A 20,811-nucleotide genomic window follows, 5' to 3' on the forward strand; every position below is an offset into this window, starting at 1 on the left:
TAGGTGTTAACCCGGAAAGCCGACGAGAATCGGCCGCGAAAGCGCGCACGGCGTCTTGCCGGGCACCACCAGGCACCACCACGCACTATTGCGCACTATCGCGCATCACCCGGCATTGCCGGACATGACGGATCGCGGATGATCAGGTGTGCGAAGCATCACCGGCGCGGGGCGGCCGGCGATGTGGCGCCTCGCGCTGGCGTCACTCGTTGGCGTCACTCGTTGGCGGCCGCCTGCGCTTCGGTCTGCTCGATGGCCTTGACGATGATGCGCAGCGTAGCGTCGAGATGGTCTTCCGTGTGCCGGCGGGCGGCGGCCACATCGCGGGCGCGGTACTCGTCGAGCATTTTCTGGTGTTCCTGATTGCTCACGTCGACATGCACCGGCCGCATGTAGAGCGACAAGGCGATGTAGGGGCCGGACGCATCGCGCAACGTCTTGATCAGATGCGCCAGCCGGGAATGGTCCTGCGAGGCCCAGAGCGCCGCGTGGAACGCCTGGTTCAGCTCGGTCCACTTCACGACATCCGTCGTGGCGAGCATTTCGCCGTGCAACGCCTGGGCCCGCGCGATGTCCTCGTCGCGGATCGTGGCCATTGCCTGCTCGGCCATCATGGGCTCGAGCGTCTTGCGCAGGCGGTAGAGTTCATTGACGTCGTCGATCGTCAGCCCTCGCACCACCGCGCCGCGATGCGCGTCGAAGAACACGAGCCCCTCCGAGACCAATGTGCGCAACGCCTCGCGCACCGGCGTCGTCGACATCTCGAGACGGCGGGCGAGATCGTCCTGCCGCAGCCGGTCGCCCGCCTTCAGCCGACCCTGCAGAATCTCGGTGCGCAGCGTCTCGATGGCGTACTGATAGGCGGTGAGGCGGCGGCGGCCGGACGTGCCGGACGTGCCGGTAGCACCCGACGCGGCGGCCGATGCGGAAGACGTGCTTTTCAAGGGGAAGGCCGTGGGAGTTTATCGACGCGTGAGTTTACTCCAATTTTCCAGTGCGTCCGCAACCGCGGCGGGCGGCACGCCCGAGGCGATCAACGCGGCGAGCAGCAGCCGCGACTTGAGCGCCGAGAGCCAGCCGGACATGCGCGCGCCGCGCTTCACGAGATCGATTTCCGCGCCCACATAGCCGTATGTCGATGACGCGGTCGAGCCGCCGGCCGCTCGGCTCGCGACAATTACCGGCACCTGTTGCGCGAGCGCGCTCACCCGCTCGGCAAACGCGAACGACACGTGTCCGGCGCCCTGCGCCGCGATCACGACGCCTTCGTAGCCGCCGCGCACGGCCATCTCGGCCAGCTCGCCGTCGTCTCCCAACACGGCCGTCACCAACGCGACCTTCGGCCACGCGCGCACCGGCCGTGCGAGCGGCGCCGGCCGCGCGCCCGCCGCATGGAAGTACGTGGGCCGCCCTTCGACGAGGCGCGCGGCCGCACCGCCGTCGAGCGACACGAATGCCTGCACCGCCAGCGCGTCGCCCTTGCTCACCCAGCGCGCGCAATGCACGGTGTCGTTCATCACGACGAGTACGCCGCGGCCCGCGCTTTCCGGGTGTAGCGCCGTTCGCACCGCGGCCAGCAGGTTCGCGGGGCCGTCCGCACCGGCGGCCTGCGGCGCGCGCATGGCGCCCGTGATGACCAGTGGTGCGGGCAGCGTCCAGAACAGATCGAGCAGGAAGGCCGTTTCTTCGAGCGTGTCGGTGCCTTGGGTCAGGACCACGCCGCGGGCGCCCTGCGCGATCTGCTGCTCGGCCCAGTCGAGGGCTTCCATGAGGTCGTCGTAGCAAAGCGACGCGCTGGGCAATTGCCGGATCGACGCGGTGCGCACGGCAGCCACCTCGGACAGGCCGGGCACCGACCGGGCGAGTTGCGCGGCGTCGAGCGTGGGGACGACGCCGCCGGCGGCGTCGGATGGCGTCATGCTGATCGTACCGCCGAGCGAGCCGACGGCGACCACGGGAAGCGAGTTGGACATGGTGGACAGTATTTTGATTTCAGTTGATATGCATTGTGCATTATATATAATCGACAATCGTTTGCGAAGGGCGTGGAGGCATGGGCGCGTCGGGGCATCTGTCGTTTTGCCCCTGTCACCCCGTCCACCGGCCCACTCGTGGTCACTGTTCAGTCAACACTCAGGAGACGTCATGCAACCCAGCCCCCTGGCCCATCCGGCCGTCGCCGCAACGCGGTATCGATTTGCGGTATTCGCGCTGATCGTCGTCATCGCGCTCGTGAACTACATCGATCGCGGCGCGATTTCGTACTCGGCCGCGCAAATTACGTCGGAATACGGCTTCGACCGTGCCGGCTGGGGCGCCGTACTCGGCTACTTCGGCTATGGCTACATGTTCGGCGCGCTGTTCGGCGGCGCGCTCGCCGACCGGCTCGGCGCCAAGACGGTGTGGGTCATTGCAGGCGTGGCATGGTCGGCCTTCGCGATCGCAATGATCTGGGCCGGCGACCTCGGCGTGGCCGTTTTCGGCGGCTCCGCCCTCACCGGCTTCGCCACGGTTCGCGTGCTGTTCGGCTTCGCGGAGGGACCGGCGTACTCCATCATCAACAAGACGATGTCGGCCTGGGCGTCACCCTCGGAGCGCGGCTTCGCCGTGTCGATCGGCTTGCTGAGCACGCCGCTGGGCGCGCTGCTCACTGCCCCCGTGGCCGTGGGCCTGCTGTTGCTCACCGAGAGCTGGCGCACGATGTACATCGTGCTCGGCGTGGCGGGCTTCGTGCTGATCGCGCTGTTCGCGCGCGTCTACACGAACCGTCCCGAGGACAATCCGCGCGTCAATGCGGCCGAGCTGGCGCTCATCCAGGAAGGACGCCCGGCGCAGCAGGTCGGCGGCGCCGGCGCCGCAAGCGACTTGCCGTGGTGGAGCTTTTTTCGCAGCAAGACACTGGTATTCAATTCGATCGGCTACTTCGCATTCATCTACGTCAACTTCATGCTGCTGACTTGGACGCCGAAGTATCTCGCCGACGAATTTCACTTCACGCTGTCGTCGCTGTGGTACGTCGGCATGATTCCGTGGACCGGCGCGTGCGTGACGGTGTTGCTCGGTGGACGTATCTCGGACTGGCTGTATCGCAAGACCGGCAAGCTCGTGGTGGCGCGCAGCTGGTTCGCCGCGGCCGCCCTCACCTGCACCACGCTGTGCTTCCTGATGGTGTCGCAGGCGCAAAGCGTATGGGCCGTGATCGCGTTGATGACGCTAGGCAATGCGCTCAATGCCCTGCCCAATTCGGTGTACTGGGCTGTCGTGATCGATACGGCGCCGTCGCGCGTGGGGACCTTCAGCGGCCTGATGCACTTCATCGCGAACATTGCGTCGGTGCTGGCGCCCACGCTCGCAGGCATTCTGTCGGCCAGGTACGGCTACTCGTCGATGTTCGTCGCGACGGCGGTGGCGACGGCCGTTGGCGTGTTCGCAATGTTGCAGGTTCGCCCCGGCGTAGCCCCGAGTCTCGGCCGCCGCGGCGTGAAGCCGGCATCCGCCTGAGGAGGCGGCCGCGGCGCGCGTGCGGCGACACGATCGAGCGGATGGTTCATTCGATGGACGTTAGCCGGATGCGCGATGCCGGCGCGGCGTTCGTGCGAACGCGGGTCATCGATGCCGCAAGGCAAAAAGCCCCTGACGTCACCGTCAGGGGCTTTTCTTCACTTCCTGGTAGGCCGTGCTGGGTTCGAACCAGCGACCAAGGGATTATGAGTCCCCTGCTCTAACCGCTGAGCTAACGGCCCTGAACTACTGGCGCTCGCTCAGCAGCAATCAATTGCCTTCGAGGAACGACTTGAGCTTGTCGGAACGGCTCGGGTGACGCAGCTTGCGCAGCGCCTTGGCCTCGATCTGACGAATACGCTCGCGCGTCACGTCAAACTGCTTGCCCACTTCCTCGAGCGTGTGGTCCGTGCTCATCTCGATACCGAAACGCATACGCAGCACCTTGGCCTCGCGCGGCGTCAGCGAATCAAGCACGTCCTTCACGACGTCGCGCATACTACCATGCAATGCGGCGTCCGCAGGGGCTACCGTGCCGGTATCTTCGATAAAGTCGCCCAGATGGGAATCGTCGTCGTCACCGATCGGCGTTTCCATGGAGATCGGCTCCTTCGCGATCTTCATGATCTTGCGGATCTTGTCCTCCGGCATTTCCATCTTCTCGGCCAGCGTCGCCGGATCCGGCTCGACACCGGTCTCCTGCAGAATCTGGCGCGAAATCCGGTTCATCTTGTTGATCGTCTCGATCATGTGCACCGGAATACGGATGGTACGCGCCTGGTCCGCGATCGAACGCGTGATGGCCTGACGGATCCACCACGTCGCGTAGGTCGAGAACTTGTAACCACGACGGTATTCGAACTTGTCCACGGCCTTCATCAGGCCGATGTTGCCTTCCTGGATCAAATCCAGGAACTGCAGGCCACGGTTCGTGTACTTCTTCGCGATCGAAATCACCAGACGCAGGTTCGCCTCGGTCATCTCGCGCTTGGCCTTGCGGGCGCGGCGCTCGCCTTCGGACATCTTGCGATTGACGTCCTTGAGCTCGGCGAGCGGCAACACCACTCGCGCCTGCAAGTCGATCAGCTTCTGCTGCAGTTCCTGCACGGCCGGCACGTTCCGCTCGACCACCGAGCTGTACGGCTTGTTATCGGCCACGACCGTGTAGATCCAGTCGAGATTGGTTTCGTTGCCGGGGAAGCGCGACACGAAATCCGCACGCGGCATGCCGCACTTGTCGACCACGATGTTCAGGATCGCACGCTCGATGTTGCGCACTTCGTCCACTTGCGAACGCAGCGTGTCGCACAAACGCTCGACCGTGCGCGCCGTGAAGCGGATCGTCATCAACTCGGCCTGGATGGCTTCGCCCGCCTTCACATACGGCTTGGACTGATAGCCTTCCTTCTCGAACGCGCGACGCATCTTGCCGAACCAGTCGGCGATCACCGCGAACTTGGCGAGCGAATCGCGCTTGAGCTGCTCGACCTGCGCTGCCGAAGCACCGCCGCCGCTGCCGCCGCTGTCCTCTTCCTCGTCGGCCTCTTCTTCCTCGTCCTCGGCGTCTTCTTCGGCGTCAGCGTCGAAGTCCTCGTCCTCGGAAGCCGCGGCCGCCGCTTCGGCTTCCGCGTTCGGGTCGATCAGGCCGTCCACCACTTCGTCGATGCGCATTTCCTCACGCTCGACCTTCTCGGCCATCGCCAGGATCTCGGCGATCGTCGTCGGGCATGCGGAGATGGCCTGCACCATGTGCTTCAGGCCTTCCTCGATGCGCTTGGCGATCTCGATTTCGCCCTCACGCGTGAGCAGCTCGACCGTCCCCATCTCGCGCATGTACATACGCACCGGGTCGGTCGTGCGGCCAAACTCGGAGTCGACCGTCGACAGGGCCGCTTCGGCCTCTTCCTCGACTTCGTCGTCCGACGCGGCGTTCGGCGCGTTGTCGTTGAGCAGCAGCGTTTCGGCATCGGGCGCCTGCTCGTAGACGGCAATGCCCATGTCGTTGAACGTGCCGATCACGCCCTCGAGCGCTTCGCTCTCCACCAGCTCGTCGGGCAAGTGGTCGTTGATCTCGGCGAAGGTGAGGAAGCCACGCTCCTTGCCCAGCTTGATCAGTGCCTTCAGTTTGCCGCGACGCTCCTCAAGTTCCTCGGCCGTACCGGGCTGGTGCGAGGAAAATGCGTCCTTGAGCAGTGCTTTCTCTTTTGCCCGGCGATCACGCGCCTTCTGCTTTTCCACTTTGGTCTGATCTTCGTTCACGGGTTGATCATTAGTATTCGCTGCGACGTTCTGCTCCGCCGGAGCGGGGGTCTTCGCGGCCCGGCCACGCGTCTTTTGGACGGGTGGCTCGACGGTTGCCGACGCGAGCTCCACGGCTTCGGTCTTGCGTGAGGCCCCGGTCTTGCGTGGGGCCTGCGTCGCAGGTGTACTGCGGCCCGCCTGGCTCGAAGCCCTGGCGGTAGTTGCGCTCTTCGCGCTTTTTTCAGCGGGTTGTCGGGCCTGCGGTTTCCCGCCGGCCGTCGCCTTGGCGGCCGATACCGCCTTCGTCGTCTTGACGGGCGGCTCCGACTTCACCGTCGGCTTCCTGACTGCCTTCGCAGTCCCCACCTTCGCGGCGGTCGCACTCGCGCGCTTGGTGACATCGGTCACCTTCGCAGCCGTCTTGCCGGTCGTCTTCGATTTTGCGCCGGCGGCTGCCTTGACTTGCGTCGTCGTAGTACGTTTCGCCGAACTTGCCTGGCTGGCCGTTTTCCTGGCGGATTGCGCGACCTTGCCGGCCTTCACATCAACGCCAGCCTTCGCAGAGCGAGACGCCCCCCTCCCACCGGACGCCGCCGCCGCGCTCGTCGCGCGCTTTGCCTTCGGTGCTGGGATAACCGTCTTTTTTCCGCTGGTCGTTGTCATCTTTGCCATAGCGATCTCGCTTGCCAGAAAACAGCCCACTGAAAACTTTTCATTATAGCACGCGGGCTTACCTCAACTTCGCGCGCCTCCCGTGCCGGCCGTAGCCAGCAACCGCTTCAATTCGTCGCGTTGCCGCGACAGCGCCCGTGCATGGCGCAATTCATCGGGCGTCAACGACGACCGCTTGAATATCGTCTCCAGTTCTTCGCACAGCCCGTCGTACTGCAGGCGCCGGATGGCGCTACGCAGTTCGGTGAGCCGCAGCGCGATCTGCTCTTCTCGCCGCTCGACCTGCGCCTCGTCGGCCGGATCGAACAACAGCAGGTCGCGGGCGTTTTCTTCAAACGACAGGATCTCACGCAGAATTTCGTCGAAACTCGCCCAATTCGGCGATGATCGCAGCCGATCGGACATGAAGCGAAAATCCGCCTGAGCGCCCATTTCGTGGCAGTGCGCCAGTACCTCCGAGAAAATCTCGGCGTGATGCCGCACGTTCCGTAATATCTTGGTCTCTTCGTCGGTCAATTCGTTTCCGAGCACAGGAAACATCAGCAGGTTCTGCAACGCCCGGTGCTCGGTGCCGACCACCCTACGCTTCTCGCGCTTCGCGGGCGCCCTGTCCCACGCGTTCTGACGCCGCGCCGCGCCGATCTTCAGTTCGCATAATTGCGCAACTTCCTCGACCGGACTTCCCACCCGCTCCGCCAGCGCGTGAATGATCTGACCGCGCAGGGCGTTCGCCGGCATTTGCTGCAACAACGGCTTCGCCTCGAACAGCGCCCGCGCCCGACCTTCAGGCTGATGCATCTCCTTGCCGGCGGTCACCTCGCCGATCAGGAACTGCGAGAGCGGCATGGCGCGCGACACCTCATCGGCAAACGCCTCGGCGCCGTGCTCGCGCACGTAGCTGTCCGGATCGTGCTCGCTGGGCAGAAACAGGAACTTGAAGCTCCGGTTGTCGTCCGCATGCGGCAGACACGCTTCGAGCGCGCGGCGCGCCGCACGGCGCCCGGCCGCGTCGCCGTCGAAGCTGAACACGACCGTCTCGGTCTGGCGCAACAGCTTTTGCACATGCATCGGTGTACAGGCGGTGCCGAGCGTGGCCACCGCCTGCGGGAAACCGAGCTGGGCCAGCGCCACGACATCCATATACCCTTCCACCACGAGCACGTAACCGGCCTCGCGAATGCCGGCGCGCGCCTCGAACAATCCGTACAGCTCGCTGCCCTTGCTGAAAAGCGGCGTCTCGGGCGAGTTCAGGTATTTCGGCTCGCCCTGGTCCAGCACCCGTCCGCCAAAGGCGATCACCTGCCCCTTCGTATTGCGGATCGGGAACATGATCCGGTCGCGGAAGCGATCGTAGCGGCGCTTCGCGCCCCCCGGCTCGCCCTTGTCGCTCTCGATGACCAGGCCCGCTTCGAGCAGTTGGTCGTCGCGATAATTCGGAAACGCCGCCTCCAGGTTCTGCCACGCAGGCGGCGCATACCCCAGCCCGAAGTGCGCGGCGATCTCGCCCGTCAGGCCGCGTCGCTTCAAGTACTCGATGGCCGTCGGCGCCCCGCGCAACTGCTTGCGGTAGTAGTCGCAAGCGCGCGTCATGACGTCGACCAGGCCGAGGGTCTGTGCGCGTTGGACGGCGGCGGGCGGTGCGCCCGGCATGGGCGCCTCGCGCGGCACGTCGAGCCCTACGTTGCGGGCCAGCTCCTCGACCGCTTCGACAAATCCGAGTCCGGCATGCTCCATCAGGAAACTGATCGCGCTGCCGTGCGCGCCACACCCGAAGCAGTGATAGAACTGCTTGGTGGGACTCACCGTAAATGAGGGCGACTTCTCATTATGAAAGGGGCAAAGCCCCATGAAGTTTGCCCCGCCCTTTTTCAACTGCACATAACGGCCCACCACCTCGACAATATCGACGCGGTTGAGCAAATCCTGCAGAAACGACTGGGGAATCACTGGATCGATGTCATCGCAACGCGGCAGCGCGCTCGCACGGGCGCCGGCCGCACTACCCGATTACGCAGCCAACGCCGCCTTCACCTGCGCGGACACGACCGTCATGTCGGCCCGGCCGGCCAACTGGCCCTTGAGCACGCCCATCACCTTGCCCATGTCCTGGGGGCCGGCGGCGCCCGTCTGCGCCACGGCCGCCTTGACGGCCTGCGCAACTTCGTCCGCCGAGAGCTGCTGCGGCATGTAGACCTGGAGAACGGCGAGTTCGGCGGCCTCCTTGTCGGCCAGATCCTGGCGACCGGCAGCCTCGAACTGGCTGATGGAATCCTTGCGTTGCTTGATCAGCTTGTCGACAACGGCGATGACAGCGGTGTCATCGAGAGTGATGCGCTCGTCGACTTCCTTTTGTTTGATTGCCGCGAGCAGCAGTCGGATGGTCCCCAATTTGTCGGCGGCCTTGGCGCGCATGGCCGTCTTCATGTCCTCGTTGATGCGTTCTTTAAGACTCATGAGCAGGGATTCCGGAATTCGAATACGTTTCAGTGTAGTGCATGCCGCCCCAAAGAAAAGGGCGACTCGCATGTGGCATGTGGCGCTCGCGCGCGCAGCCGGGATGCCGGCACAGGCGCGCTCGAGACGCACAAAGCACAAAAACCCGCTTGACTGGGACGATCGCATGCACGATCACAAGCGGGTTCGACGCGGATTCGGACGCTCCTGGACCGCCTTGCGGCCCGTATCGGCCCATTCCAGCTCATTTCGGCCCCTTCCAGCCCATTTCAGCCCATTTTTCGACCGCCACGCGGCGTTGCCAGCGCACCGGAGGACCACAAGCGAGCCCAAGCGCCGCCACGACAACCGGGACACCCCAAAAACGAGCCCAAAACGAGCCAAAAACGCCCCAAAAACGACCCAGAACGCCAAAAAGTGCGATTTTTCAGCCGTCTCCACGAAGGAAAGAGCGTACCACAGTGCACCAGCGATCGTCTATGAACGTGCGTCGCCTCCCGCCTGCCCCGCTCGCATGCCTTCGGACATCGCTCGCGCGCAGGCCACGGCCGACGCCCACGCCCACTGGAAGTTATAGCCGCCGAGCCAGCCCGTGACGTCGACCACTTCGCCGATGAAGTGCAGACCCGGCTGCGTTCGGGCCTCAAGCGTCGCGGACGACAGCGCGCGCGTGTCGACCCCGCCGCGCGTGACTTCCGCCTTGCGCCAGCCCTCCGAGCCGCAGGGCTTGAGCGTCCAGCCGGAAAACGCCTGGGCGAGCGCGCGCAGCGCCTTGTCGGACAATTCCTGCATGCGCGCCTGCGGCGAGAGGCCGCTGTTGGCGACCCAGGCTTCGGCCAATCTCGCCGGCACCCACTGCGCCAGCAGGTTGCCGAGTTGACGCCGGGACGCGGCCTTCGCCTCGAAGAGCGCCGCCTCGATATCGAACGTCGGCGCCAGATTCAGCGTAATGGACTGGCCCGGCGTCCAGAAGCTCGAGATCTGCAGGATGGCCGGCCCCGACAGCCCGCGGTGTGTAAAGAGCAGGTCTTCGAGGAAATTGCCGGCGTCCCTGCCCTTGCCGGTGCTCACGTCCACTTCGAGCGACAGTCCCGACAGACCGGCAAACGGCGCCCACGTCGAAGCGTCGAACATGAGCGGCACCAACGCCGGACGCGGCTCGACGATATCCAGCCCGAATTGACGCGCGATCCGATACCCCCAGTCCGTCGCCCCGATCTTCGGAATCGAGAGCCCGCCGGTGGCCACGACCAGGCGTTTCGCGGCAATATGCCCCGCATCCGTCGTCAGGTGATAGGGATGCGCGCCGCCCGCCGCGGTATGGGCGACGGTATGCACGGCGCACGGCATGCGCCAGTGGACCCGCCCGGCCGCACACTCCCTGCGAAGCATTTCGATGATGTCTTCCGCGCTTTCGTCGCAGAAAAGCTGTCCGCGGTGCTTCTCGTGCCACGCAATGCCATGGCGGGCCAGCAGATCGAGGAAATCGCGCGGCGTATAGCGAGCCAGCGCGGAGCGGCAAAAGCGCGGGTTCTCGGACAGATAGTTTCCCGGCCCCGCGTTGATGTTGGTGAAATTGCAGCGCCCGCCGCCGGAGATCCGAATCTTCTCGGCGAGACGCGTCGCGTGGTCGATGAGCACCACGCGCAGCCCCAACTGCCCCGCCACGGCCGCACACATCAGGCCGGCTGCGCCGGCGCCCACAATCGCCACATCGAACTTTTCCATGGCGCGCATTGTAACCGGCGGGCGGATGGGCCGGCTGATATACTTCCCGGTTGTCCCACTCATTGACGCCGTGCGCATCTCTTCCCCGTCATGCTGGTTCTAGGCATTGAAAGCTCCTGCGACGAGACCGGACTCGCCCTGTACGACACGGAGGCGGGCCTGCTCTCGCATGCGCTGCACTCGCAAATCGCCATGCACCGCGAGTACGGCGGGGTCGTCCCCGAGCTGGCCTCGCGCGACCACATTCGTCGCGCCCTGCCGCTCGCCGAGGAAGTGCTCGCCCGTGCCGGGAAGCCGCTTGGCGCCATCGACGCGGTCGCCTACACACAAGGCCCCGGACTTGCCGGGGCGCTGCTCGTCGGGGCCAGCGTGGCCAACGCCCTCGCCTTCGCGCTGGACCGGCCGGTCGTCGGCGTGCATCACCTCGAGGGTCATCTGCTCTCCCCGCTGCTCGCGCCGGACGCCCCCGGCTTCCCGTTCGTCGCCCTGCTGGTCTCCGGCGGACACACGCAGTTGATGGAAGTGCGGGCGTTCGGCCAGTACGCCATGCTCGGCGAGACGCTCGACGACGCCGCCGGCGAAGCCTTCGACAAGACGGCCAAGCTGCTCGGCCTCGGGTATCCGGGCGGGCCGGCCGTCTCGCGACTGGCCGACTTCGGCACCCCGGGACGCTACGATCTGCCGCGCCCGATGAAACACTCGGGAAATCTCGACTTCAGCTTCAGCGGCCTGAAAACGGCCGTGCTCACGCAGGTGCGCCATCTCGGCGGCAACGTGTGCGAGCAAGAGAAAGCCGATCTCGCGCGCGCCTTCGTCGATGCCATCGTCGACGTGCTCGTGGCCAAGTCGATGGCCGCGCTCAAGCAGACCGGCATGAAAACGCTGGTCGTGGCGGGCGGCGTCGGCGCGAACGCGCAACTGCGCGCCGGCCTGAACGAAGCGGCGCGCCGACGCGGCTACCGCGTGCATTACCCCGACCTCGCGTTCTGCACCGACAACGGCGCCATGATCGCCTTCGCCGGCGCCATGCGCCTGAAGCACTGGCCGGACGAGGCTGACAGCGAGTACGCGTACACCGTGCGTCCGCGCTGGGATCTTGCCGACATCGTGCGCAGCGCCTGAGAGCCAGGGCACTCCCCGCCGCTGCGGCGGCAGAGACCGTCGGACAATAAAAAAACCGCTCGTGAGAGCGGTTTTTTGCCTTGCGCCCGTCCCGCAGGAGAGGGAGCGCCCCCGTCAGGCCAGACGCTTGTCGCGCTCGATCACGGCGTAGGCGCTGTGGTTGTGAATCGATTCGAAGTTCTCGGCCTGGAGCACGTAGGCGAGCACCCGCGGCTCGTTGTTCAGACGGGTCGCCACATCGCGCACGAGGTCTTCCACGAACTTCGGATTCTCGTAGGCGCGCTCGGTCACGAACTTCTCGTCCGGACGCTTGAGCAGTCCCCACAGCTCGCAGGAAGCCTCTTCCTCGGCCATCCGCACGAGTTCCTCGACGGCGATGTCTTCCGACACTTCGGCGTCGATCGTGATGTGCGAGCGCTGGTTGTGTGCGCCGTACTGCGAGATCTTCTTCGAGCACGGGCACAGGCTGGTGACGGGCACGAGCACCTTGAGCCACACGCGCGTAACGCCGTTGCGCACGTCGCCGGTGAGCGTCACTTCGTAGTCGAGCAGGCTCTGCACGCCGGAGACGGGCGCCGTCTTGTTGATGAAGTACGGGAACGTGACTTCGATGCGACCGGCCTCGGCTTCGAGCTTGCCGAGCATGTCGCCGAGCATCGCGCGAAACGCGCTCATGTCGAGCGGCGCGCGATGCGCTTCGAGCAACGCCACGAAGCGCGACATGTGCGTGCCCTTCTGGTCGGCAGGCAGATGCACGTCGAGATTGAACAGGCCCACCGTGGCCTGCACTTCGCCGCCGGCCAGGTGCACCGACAGCGGATGGCGCACACCGCGCACACCGACGCGCTGAATCGGAATCTGCCGGGTGTCGACGCTGCTTTGCACGTCCGGCATTACGAAAGCGGGGTTCATCTGGTTCATCGAATTATCCTTCTTTGCCGGCAAGCCGACTGGGGGGGGAGGCAATGGGCAAACGTATCCGACGCACGACGCGCGAGCCTGCGGCGAGTGTCATCGGGAATATGCCGGGGAGCCCCGGCACGCATGAAAACGGCGGACTTCAAAGCACGGGCATCAAACACACGAGCACAGAAACACGAGCACCAAAACGCAAACGATCCGGCGTGCGAGCCGGATCGTTCGAATGTCGAGAACTGCCGGACGCTCAGGCGACGAGTTTCGTGGCCTTCTGCGTCGTGTGCGCGCCCTGGTCCCGCGCCACCGGCTGCAGGTCGAAGCGCGCGCAGATCGACTTCGCAATGCCCGCCGCGTCCAGACCGACCGACGCGAGCAACAATGCCGGGTCGCCGTGATCGATGAAGCGATCGGGCAGGCCCAATTGTAGTACGGGGCGAGTAACCCCACCCGCGAGCAGGGATTCCGCCACAGCCGAGCCCGCGCCGCCCATGATGCAGCCTTCCTCGACCGTCACGAGATAGTCGTGCGTCTGCGCCAGGCGCGCGATCAGTTCGTCATCGATCGGCTTGACGAAGCGCATGTCCGCCACCGTGGCGTCCAGTTGCTCCGCCGCCTTGAGCGCCGGCGCCACCATGCTGCCAAACGCCAGAATCGCCACACGGCGCCCCGCTTCGGCGTGCCCCTCTCGGCGCACGACGCCCTTGCCAATCGGCAGCGCCGTCATCGTCGGCTCGATTGCCGCGCCCGTGCCCGCGCCGCGCGGGTAGCGCACGGCCGAGGGCCCGTCGATCTGCACGCCCGTGTAGAGCATCTGGCGGCATTCGTTTTCGTCCGACGGCGCCATCACCACCATGTTCGGGATGCAGCGCAGATAGGCCACGTCATACGCGCCGGCGTGCGTCGCGCCGTCCGCGCCCACGAGGCCCGAGCGGTCAAGCGCGAAGAGCACCGGCAGATTCTGCAGCGCCACGTCGTGAATCAGTTGATCGTAGCCGCGTTGCAGGAATGTGGAATAGATCGCCACGACCGGCCTGAGCCCTTCGGTCGCCATGCCGCCGGCGAACGTCACCGCGTGCTGCTCGGCAATGCCGACGTCGTAGTAGCGCTCCGGGAAGCGCTTTTCGAACTCCACCAGGCCGGAGCCTTCGCGCATGGCCGGCGTGATGCCCACCACGCGTTCGTCCGCCGCCGCCATATCGCACAGCCATTCGCCGAACACCTGCGTGTATGTCTTCTTGCTGTTCGTGCTCGGCTTGATGCCTTCGGCCGGGTTGAACTTGCCCGGGCCGTGATAGAGCACCGGATCGGCTTCCGCCAGCTTGTAGCCGTACCCCTTGCGCGTGACGACGTGCAGGAACTGCGGCCCCTTCAGATTCTTGATGTTCTCGAGCGTCGGAATGAGCGAGTCGAGGTCGTGACCGTCGATCGGGCCGATGTAGTTGAAGCCGAACTCTTCGAACATCGTTGCCGGCACGACCATGCCCTTGGCGTGTTCCTCGAACTTGCGCGCCAGCTCGAGCACAGGCGGCGCCACGCTCAGCACCTTCTCCACGCCCTTTTTCGCTGCCGCGTAGAAGCGGCCGGACATCAGGCGGGCCAGGTAGCGGTTGAGCGCGCCGACCGGCGGCGAGATCGACATGTCGTTGTCGTTCAGGATGACGAGCAGCGGCACGTCTTCGTGCACGCCCGCATTGTTCATCGCCTCGAAGGCCATGCCCGCGGTCATTGCGCCATCGCCGATCACGGCAATGCCGAAGCGGTTCTCGCCCTTCGTGCGCGCGCCCAGCGCCATGCCGAGCGCGGCCGAAATCGACGTGCTCGAGTGCGCCGTGCCGAATGTGTCGTAGGGTGACTCGTCGCGCTTCGGGAAACCGGAGATGCCGCCGAGCTGGCGCAGCGTGGCCATTGCCTCGCGGCGTCCGGTGAGGATCTTGTGCGGATAGCTTTGGTGCCCCACGTCCCAGACAATGCGATCTTCCGGCGTGTTGAAGACGTAGTGCAACGCGATCGTCAACTCGACCGTGCCGAGGTTGGACGACAGGTGCCCGCCGGTACGCGACACGCTCTCGAGCACGAAGGCGCGCAGCTCTTCGGCCAGCGGCGCAAGTTGGCGACGCTCCAGACGCCGCAACGCAGCCGGGTCATCGATGGTATTTAACAGTTCGTACATCGTCGTTCCATATATAGGCGTTTTACCGGGCAGCGCCCCCTGTGCACTGGCCCCGATCTCCTGCCGGCGTTCTGTGGGGAGATTGCGCCGACCCTCCTTGCCCCTTGCTTGTATCTACTGCAATCGCCCCGCGGCCTCGCGATCCGCGACTGCCCGGGGCTTCCTGAACCCATCGTGCGCGCGGCGCACGCCGCTCGCACGCCACTCAGTTGATGCGATCGACCACGTAGTCGGCCAGCGCGCGCAGACGGTCCGCGTTGCCAAGCGACGCGCTCGCCGCGTGCGCGTCGGCGCGCAGCTTTTCAGCGTAGGCGCGCGCGCCTTCGAGGCCCATGAGCGACACGTAGGTCGGCTTATCGTTGGCGGCGTCCTTGCCCGCCGTCTTGCCGAGCGTGGCCGAGTCGGCGCTCGCGTCGAGAATGTCGTCCACTACCTGGAAGGCAAGGCCGACGGCAGCCGCATACGCGTCGAGCGCCACGGTCTCGTCGTCGCTCAACGCACGGCCGCAGATGGCGCCCATGCGCAACGACGCCCGCAGCAGCGCGCCGGTCTTCAGGCGGTGCATGGTCTCCAGTTGCGGCTGCGTGAGCTTGACGCCGACGCTCTCCAGATCGATCGCCTGGCCGCCGGCCATGCCGAGCGCGCCCGAGGCCATCGCCAGCTCATGGACCAGCGCGAGCGATTGCGCCGCGCTGAGGTCCGCCGTGGCTTCGCCGAGCCGCACGAACGCCTGCGTCTGCAATGCGTCGCCCGCCAGCAGGCCGGTCGCTTCGTCGTACTGCACATGCACCGTGGGCTTGCCGCGGCGCAGATCGTCGTCATCCATGCACGGCAGGTCGTCGTGCACCAGCGAGTAGGCGTGGATCATTTCCACCGCGCACGCGGCGCGAAGGAGCGCCGACTCGCTCGCCTGCGTCACTTCCCCCGCCGCGAAGCACAGCAGCGGACGCACGCGCTTGCCACCGCCGAGCACGGCATATCGCATTGCTTCGTTGAGCCGCGCCGAGCCGCCATCGGCCGCCTTGGGCAGCGCGGCGTCGAGCGCCTGCTCCACACGGGCCTGTACCGCCTGCATCCAGGCCTTGATATTCTGATCCGCCATCGTCTTCGTCCTGCACATACCCTTCAGGCCGTGCGTGTTATTGGGTCGCCCCGGGAGCCCTCCCGGGCCGCCGGGTCGTTACTCGTCGCGCGTCGCGTCGAGCGGCTTGAGCGTCTCGCCTTCGAGCACCTTCACCTGTTGCTCCACCTTCTCGAGCAGGCCCTGGCAGTACTTCACCAGGACGGCGCCGCGGCGGTATGCGCCGAGCGATTCCTCCAGCCCCAGCTCACCGCCCTCCATGCGGCCCACCAGGCGTTCGAGCTCGGCGAGCGCGGCCTCGTAGGTTTCGGGCAAGTCTTGCGGCACGTCGGTCGCCGCGTCTTGCGACTTTGCAGTCTTGGCCATAAACGCGAAATTCGGGTCGAATGTTCCATTTTACGGCAAAAGCTCGATAGCTCGCAGCGCGTAAATTGCCTCAAAACTGCCTGCGATGACTTTTTTCGGACAATATTTAACGTAAATCATGGACTTAGCAGCCCCGCCCCACGCATACCGGGTATAATCGTCGGTTCCCCTAAATCGATTTTTCGATGGTTGGGTAGTTCACTGCTTTCAAGCTCGACGGGAGTGGGAATGTCCAATCTAAGCAGCGCTTTGCAACTGAAACCGGCCTCGAGCCAACTGCCGGTCTACACGTACTTCGACGAGGCCCTTCTCGCCCGCGAACGTGAAGTCCTCTTCAAACATGGCCCCCGCTACGTGGGCCACGAACTGATGGTGCCGGAAGCGGGCGACTATTTCGCCCTGCCGGCCGAGCAAGAAGGTCGCATGCTGGTTCGCAACGGCGCGGGCGAGCATGGCGGGATCGAACTGCTCTCGAACGTCTGCCGCCATCGTCAGGCGGTCATGCTCAATGGTCGCGGCAACGCGCGCAACATCGTGTGCCCGTTGCACCGCTGGACCTACGACACGAAGGGCGAACTGCTCGGTGCGCCGCATTTCCCCGAAAAACCCTGCCTGAACCTCGGCAAGTTCCCGCTGCAACGCTGGAACGGCCTGCTGTTCGAGGCCGAAGGCCGCAACGTGCAGGCTGACCTCGCACGACTGGGCGTCAAGCAGCATCTCGACTTCTCGGACTTCATGTTCGATCACGTCGAAGTGCATGAATGCAACTACAACTGGAAGACGTTCATCGAGGTTTATCTCGAGGACTACCATGTCGTGCCGTTCCATCCCGGCCTGGGCAGCTTCGTGTCCTGCGACGATCTGCGCTGGGAATTCGGTGACTGGTACAGCGTGCAGACGGTCGGCGTGCACAACGGCCTCGCCAAGCCCGGCAGCCCGATCTATCGCAAGTGGCACGACGTGCTGCTGCGTTACCGCGAAGGCGTGCCGCCGGAGTTCGGCGCGATCTGGATGGTGTACTACCCGCACCTGATGATCGAGTGGTATCCGCACGTGCTCGTGGTGTCCTGGCTGATTCCGCGCGGGCCGCAAAAAACGACGAATATCGTCGAATTCTATTACCCCGAGGAAATCGCGCTGTTCGAACGCGAGTTCATCGAGGCCGAGCGAGCCGCCTACATGGAGACGGCCCGCGAGGACGACGAGATCGCCGAGCGCATGGACGCCGGGCGCCGCGCCCTGTTCGAGCGCGGCGTCTCGGAAGTCGGCCCGTACCAGAGCCCGATGGAAGACGGCATGCAGCACTTCCACGAGTTCCTGCGTCGCCAGATGGGCGACTTCTGAGCGCATCGCGGCAGGCATCGCGGCATTCGGGCCACGGTGGACGGCGGAACTGTCTCACCGGACGAGAAGCGGGCAAGGCCCGCGCGGGGGCCGCGTTGGCTGCTGTGGCACTAATGTGGCGCTAATGTGGCGCTGCTGTGGCGCGGGCGAGACTGAATTAAATATTTGCCGAAAAAATCGCGAGACGGCGGGCCAGGTGCCCGCCGTTTTCGTTAGAATCGTCGCCATGCTTTGCATATGACCTTGCGGCAGCCAATCGGGCTGTGAGCGTCGTCGGCATCGGCATCCGTCGCTTTCTCGTCGCTCCATGCCGCGCCTTTGGAGCCTTTCGCAGCCTTCGCAGTCTTCGCCGTCCAACGGCCCCAATTCGCCATGCAATCGCTCTGGATGTTGGTCTCCGCCTTCATGTTCACGTTGATGGGGCTATTCATCAAGCTGGCGGCAAACGAGTACAACACCGGCGAAATCGTTCTCTACCGCAGTCTGATCGGCGTGATCGTGCTGCTGATCATTTCACGTGCGCGCGGCCAGACGATCCGCACGCGACACCTCGGCTCCCACGTCAAGCGCAGCGCTGCGGGCGTCGTCTCGCTCGGGCTCTGGTTCTATTCGCTCACGCAATTGCCGCTGTCGACCGCAATGACGCTCAACTACATGTCGCCGATCTGGATCTCGCTGATCGTGATGGCGACGGCGGCCATGCGCGGCAGCCTGCGCACCGACTTCCGGCTCGTTGCGGCCATCTTCGCGGGTTTTGTCGGCGTGGCGCTGCTGTTGCAGCCGACCATCGACAGCCAGGCGTGGGGTGGCGGCGTCGCGGGCGTCGTCTCGGGCGTGTTCTCCGCCATCGCCTACATGCAGGTGAAGGAACTTGGCTCGGCCGGCGAGCCGGACTGGCGCATCGTCTTCTATTTTTCGCTGGGCGGCGTGCTGCTGGGCCTGGGTTGGGTGGCGGTCGAAGGCCTGCACCCGCTCACATGGCGCGGCACCGGCCTGATGCTCGGCGTGGGCATTGCCGCCCTCGTCGCCCAGACGGCGCTCACGCGGGCCTTCAGTCTCGGCAACACGCTCGTGACTGCGAATCTGCAATATTCCGGCGTAATCTTCGCTACACTGATCAGCATGCTCGTCTGGAACGACTGGCCCGCGCTGGCCGGCTGGATCGGCATGCTGCTCATCGTGCTGAGCGGCATGACGGCGCTGCGCCGCCCGTCGGCCACCACCTGATCGGTCATCCGGGGCTGCGGCTTGCGCCCGGCCAAGATCGCCCTTCGGGCGCCGCCACCGTTCCCGACGAGCCGCTCGGTCAGTTCCCGCTGAACGATTCCCCCACGCCCGTCTGCGGAGACGTCATGATTCACACGCACTTCACCACGCTCATCAGCCCGCAAAACCTGGACGCGCTGATGCAAACCGCCGCCGGTGGCGGCGCCCCGGTGATCATCTTCGATTGCCGTTTCGATCTCGCCGATCCGAAGGCCGGCGAGACGGCCTATGTGGACGGCCACATCTTCGGCGCGTTCTATGCGCATCTGGAACGCGATCTGTCGGGCCAGGCCACGGGCAAGAACGGCCGCCATCCCTTGCCCGATCGCGACGCGCTCATCCGCCACCTGGCGGCATGCGGGCTGTCGAAGGGTCAGCAGGTCGTTGCCTACGACGCCCAGGGCGGCATATACGCCGCGCGCCTGTGGTGGCTGCTGCGCTGGCTTGGCCACGAGTCGGTGGCCGTGCTCGACGGCGGGCTGCAGGCGTGGCTCGCGGCCGGCTTCAAGCTCGATGCCGCGCCGCCCGAAGCACCGCCCGAGGGCGACTTCGCGCCGGGCGAGCCGCTCGCCACCACGGCCGACGCCGCGGCCATCGAGCGCAACCTGAGCTCGCACGAGCGGCTGGTGGTCGACGCGCGCGCGCCGGAGCGCTACCGCGGCGAAAACGAAACGCTCGATCCGATCGGCGGCCACATTCCGGGCGCCGTGAATCGTTTCTTCAAGGACAATCTCGGCCCGGACGGACGCTTCAAGCCTGCGGCAGCCCTGCGCGAAGCGTTCATTCAGGTGCTCGGCAAGGACCGCCAGCCCGAACGTGTGATCTCCCAATGTGGCTCGGGAGTGACGGCGTGCCATAACCTGCTCGCGATGGAAATCGCCGGGCTGCACGGCGCCAGCCTGTATCCGGGATCCTGGAGCGAATGGTGCGCGGACAAGCGTCGCCCCGTCACGACCGGCGCCCAGCCGTAATCGGCCATGATGGCCATCATCGCCGCAATGGCCATGATGGCCGTAATGGTGTAGCGAGCCTGGCTGGTTTGGCGGGGCTTAACGAGCCGCGGCGGCAATGCGATTCATCGCCTCCGGCGACGACGTCATCGCCAGCGCACTGCCGCCCTTGTCGTGGTCATGGTCGTGCCCGTGCCCGTGCTCGTGATCGTGGCCGTTGAGCCACACCACGAGCGCGAGGCCCACGGCAATGAGCAGGATTTGCGGCAGCGCGTCGCGCGGCGAGGTACGCCGCTGCATCTGCGGCATCAGGTCGGACACCGCGATGTAGATGAAACTGCTCGCCGCCAGCGCGAGCAGGTAGGGAATGAGGCTCTGCAGCCGGTCGAGCATGAAGTACCCGAGCACGCCACCGGCGAGCGCCGTCAGACTCGAAGCCAGCGTGAGCACCAGCGCCTTGCGGCGCCTGAACCCCGCGTTGAGCAACACCATGAAGTCGCCGAGCTTGTGCGCGACCTCGTGCACGGTGATCGACACCGTCGCGGCCACGCCCAGACGCGGGTCGGCAAGGAAGGCCGCCGCGATCACCACGCCGTCGGCGAAATTGTGGATGGCGCTGCCGACGAGAATCATCCAGCCCCCCTTGCCCGCCTCATGCGCGTCGTGGCCGTGTTCGTGATGATGCCCGTCGCCTTCGTGGTGATGGCTGTGGCGCAGCAGCGCCAGTTTCTCGAGCAGGAAGAAGCCCAGCAACCCGCCGAGCAGCCAGCGGGTAATGACGTGCGCGTCGACGTGCGACTCCAGACTCTCCGGCAGCAGATGCAGCAAGGCCGTGCCGAGCAGCACGCCCGCCGAAAAGCTGACCATCTTGTCGATGAGCTTCGAGAGCAAGCCGAGCGACAGCGACGCCGCCCCCGCGAGGCTCAGCACGCCGGAAGCCAGCGTGGCAATGACGATGAAAACAAAAATGGCGTCGATGACGATTCTCCCGCAGGCAA

The 20,811-nt window shown here is 65.4% G+C and carries 17 protein-coding genes and 1 tRNA gene; 6 read left to right on the forward strand and 12 right to left on the reverse strand.

The features are described 5' to 3' along the window. Positions 1-215: 215 nt before the first annotated feature. Together CDN36_RS07735 and CDN36_RS07740 are read right to left on the reverse strand one after the other, a co-directional pair. Positions 216-944, reverse strand: a complete 729-nt coding sequence (locus tag CDN36_RS07735) for a GntR family transcriptional regulator (protein WP_287496409.1) — start codon at positions 942-944, stop codon at positions 216-218. A gap of 18 nt (positions 945-962) precedes the next feature. Next, entirely contained in the window at positions 963-1,973 is a 1,011-nt protein-coding gene (locus tag CDN36_RS07740; RefSeq protein ID WP_150556854.1) for an asparaginase, read from the reverse strand. Between the two features lie 172 nt (positions 1,974-2,145). Here CDN36_RS07740 and CDN36_RS07745 point away from each other — a divergent pair, with 172 nt between their 5' ends. Then, a complete protein-coding gene (locus CDN36_RS07745; RefSeq protein WP_287496410.1) occupies positions 2,146-3,501 on the forward strand; it encodes an MFS transporter in 1,356 nt (451 codons plus the stop codon). Between the two features lie 166 nt (positions 3,502-3,667). Here the strand turns inward: CDN36_RS07745 and CDN36_RS07750 are convergent. Next, a tRNA-Ile gene (locus tag CDN36_RS07750) sits at positions 3,668-3,743 on the reverse strand. A gap of 28 nt (positions 3,744-3,771) precedes the next feature. After that, the gene (rpoD, locus tag CDN36_RS07755; protein ID WP_287496411.1) at positions 3,772-5,874 is read right to left on the reverse strand and encodes an RNA polymerase sigma factor RpoD; all 2,103 of its coding nucleotides are present in this window, start codon (positions 5,872-5,874) and stop codon (positions 3,772-3,774) included. A gap of 151 nt (positions 5,875-6,025) precedes the next feature. Here rpoD and CDN36_RS07760 point away from each other — a divergent pair, with 151 nt between their 5' ends. Further along, positions 6,026-6,463: a hypothetical protein gene (locus tag CDN36_RS07760; RefSeq protein ID WP_150556851.1), complete on the forward strand. Its 438-nt coding sequence runs from the start codon at positions 6,026-6,028 to the stop codon at positions 6,461-6,463. Between the two features lie 14 nt (positions 6,464-6,477). Here the strand turns inward: CDN36_RS07760 and dnaG are convergent, their stop codons facing one another. From dnaG to CDN36_RS07775, 3 genes are all read right to left on the reverse strand, one after another. After that, complete coding sequence (gene dnaG / locus CDN36_RS07765) at positions 6,478-8,361, reverse strand: DNA primase (protein ID WP_287496412.1); 1,884 nt, start codon at positions 8,359-8,361, stop codon at positions 6,478-6,480. A gap of 60 nt (positions 8,362-8,421) precedes the next feature. After that, positions 8,422-8,868 carry a GatB/YqeY domain-containing protein gene (locus CDN36_RS07770; RefSeq protein ID WP_150556849.1) on the reverse strand — a complete coding sequence of 149 codons (447 nt, stop codon included), beginning with the start codon at positions 8,866-8,868 and terminating at the stop codon, positions 8,422-8,424. A 477-nt stretch (positions 8,869-9,345) separates the two neighbouring features. After that, positions 9,346-10,596, reverse strand: coding sequence for a BaiN/RdsA family NAD(P)/FAD-dependent oxidoreductase (locus tag CDN36_RS07775; protein ID WP_287496413.1), 1,251 nt, complete (start codon positions 10,594-10,596; stop codon positions 9,346-9,348). A gap of 90 nt (positions 10,597-10,686) precedes the next feature. On the opposite strand from CDN36_RS07775, the gene tsaD reads away from it, so the two are divergent. Beyond that, positions 10,687-11,718, forward strand: coding sequence for a tRNA (adenosine(37)-N6)-threonylcarbamoyltransferase complex transferase subunit TsaD (tsaD, locus tag CDN36_RS07780; RefSeq protein ID WP_287496414.1), 1,032 nt, complete (start codon positions 10,687-10,689; stop codon positions 11,716-11,718). A 114-nt stretch (positions 11,719-11,832) separates the two neighbouring features. Here tsaD and folE2 read toward each other — a convergent pair whose 3' ends face one another. The 4 genes from folE2 to CDN36_RS07800 all read right to left on the reverse strand — a co-directional run bounded on the left by folE2 (position 11,833) and on the right by CDN36_RS07800 (position 16,253). Beyond that, positions 11,833-12,639, reverse strand: coding sequence for a GTP cyclohydrolase FolE2 (gene folE2, locus CDN36_RS07785; protein ID WP_287496415.1), 807 nt, complete (start codon positions 12,637-12,639; stop codon positions 11,833-11,835). 244 nt (positions 12,640-12,883) lie between these two features. After that, the gene (gene dxs, locus CDN36_RS07790) at positions 12,884-14,806 is read right to left on the reverse strand and encodes a 1-deoxy-D-xylulose-5-phosphate synthase (protein ID WP_287496416.1); all 1,923 of its coding nucleotides are present in this window, start codon (positions 14,804-14,806) and stop codon (positions 12,884-12,886) included. A 205-nt stretch (positions 14,807-15,011) separates the two neighbouring features. Beyond that, positions 15,012-15,908 (reverse strand): polyprenyl synthetase family protein, encoded by an 897-nt coding sequence (locus CDN36_RS07795; protein WP_287496417.1) that lies wholly within the window; start codon positions 15,906-15,908, stop codon positions 15,012-15,014. Positions 15,909-15,986: 78 nt separating this feature from the next. Next, positions 15,987-16,253: an exodeoxyribonuclease VII small subunit gene (locus tag CDN36_RS07800; RefSeq protein WP_150556844.1), complete on the reverse strand. Its 267-nt coding sequence runs from the start codon at positions 16,251-16,253 to the stop codon at positions 15,987-15,989. A gap of 228 nt (positions 16,254-16,481) precedes the next feature. Here CDN36_RS07800 and CDN36_RS07805 point away from each other — a divergent pair, with 228 nt between their 5' ends. From CDN36_RS07805 to CDN36_RS07815, 3 genes are all read left to right on the forward strand, one after another. Further along, positions 16,482-17,597: an aromatic ring-hydroxylating oxygenase subunit alpha gene (locus CDN36_RS07805; protein ID WP_150556843.1), complete on the forward strand. Its 1,116-nt coding sequence runs from the start codon at positions 16,482-16,484 to the stop codon at positions 17,595-17,597. A gap of 372 nt (positions 17,598-17,969) precedes the next feature. Then, the gene (locus CDN36_RS07810; RefSeq protein WP_150556842.1) at positions 17,970-18,824 is read left to right on the forward strand and encodes a DMT family transporter; all 855 of its coding nucleotides are present in this window, start codon (positions 17,970-17,972) and stop codon (positions 18,822-18,824) included. Between the two features lie 125 nt (positions 18,825-18,949). Then, a complete protein-coding gene (locus CDN36_RS07815; protein WP_287496418.1) occupies positions 18,950-19,834 on the forward strand; it encodes a sulfurtransferase in 885 nt (294 codons plus the stop codon). Positions 19,835-19,912: 78 nt separating this feature from the next. Here CDN36_RS07815 and CDN36_RS07820 read toward each other — a convergent pair whose 3' ends face one another. Further along, complete coding sequence (locus tag CDN36_RS07820; protein WP_502920347.1) at positions 19,913-20,791, reverse strand: ZIP family metal transporter; 879 nt, start codon at positions 20,789-20,791, stop codon at positions 19,913-19,915. Between the last annotated feature and the right edge of the window lie 20 nt (positions 20,792-20,811).

It is taken from the genome of Pandoraea sp. CB10b_02, from assembly GCF_002216225.1.
GTDB classification, from domain to species: Bacteria; Pseudomonadota; Gammaproteobacteria; order Burkholderiales; family Burkholderiaceae; genus Pandoraea; species Pandoraea nosoerga.

Excerpts from the sequence above, each read along its gene's own strand:
- CDN36_RS07770 (WP_150556849.1), bottom strand. The coding sequence starts at position 8,868 with ATGAGTCTTAAAGAACGCATCAACGAGGACATGAAGACGGCCATGCGC.
- tsaD (WP_287496414.1), top strand. The coding sequence starts at position 10,687 with ATGCTGGTTCTAGGCATTGAAAGCTCCTGCGACGAGACCGGACTCGCC.
- folE2 (WP_287496415.1), bottom strand. The coding sequence starts at position 12,639 with ATGAACCAGATGAACCCCGCTTTCGTAATGCCGGACGTGCAAAGCAGC.
- CDN36_RS07810 (WP_150556842.1), top strand. The coding sequence starts at position 17,970 with ATGCAATCGCTCTGGATGTTGGTCTCCGCCTTCATGTTCACGTTGATG.
- CDN36_RS07815 (WP_287496418.1), top strand. The coding sequence starts at position 18,950 with ATGATTCACACGCACTTCACCACGCTCATCAGCCCGCAAAACCTGGAC.
- CDN36_RS07795 (WP_287496417.1), bottom strand. The coding sequence starts at position 15,908 with ATGGCGGATCAGAATATCAAGGCCTGGATGCAGGCGGTACAGGCCCGT.
- CDN36_RS07775 (WP_287496413.1), bottom strand. The coding sequence starts at position 10,596 with ATGGAAAAGTTCGATGTGGCGATTGTGGGCGCCGGCGCAGCCGGCCTG.
- CDN36_RS07740 (WP_150556854.1), bottom strand. The coding sequence starts at position 1,973 with ATGTCCAACTCGCTTCCCGTGGTCGCCGTCGGCTCGCTCGGCGGTACG.
- CDN36_RS07800 (WP_150556844.1), bottom strand. The coding sequence starts at position 16,253 with ATGGCCAAGACTGCAAAGTCGCAAGACGCGGCGACCGACGTGCCGCAA.
- dxs (WP_287496416.1), bottom strand. The coding sequence starts at position 14,806 with ATGTACGAACTGTTAAATACCATCGATGACCCGGCTGCGTTGCGGCGT.
- CDN36_RS07745 (WP_287496410.1), top strand. The coding sequence starts at position 2,146 with ATGCAACCCAGCCCCCTGGCCCATCCGGCCGTCGCCGCAACGCGGTAT.
- CDN36_RS07805 (WP_150556843.1), top strand. The coding sequence starts at position 16,482 with ATGTCCAATCTAAGCAGCGCTTTGCAACTGAAACCGGCCTCGAGCCAA.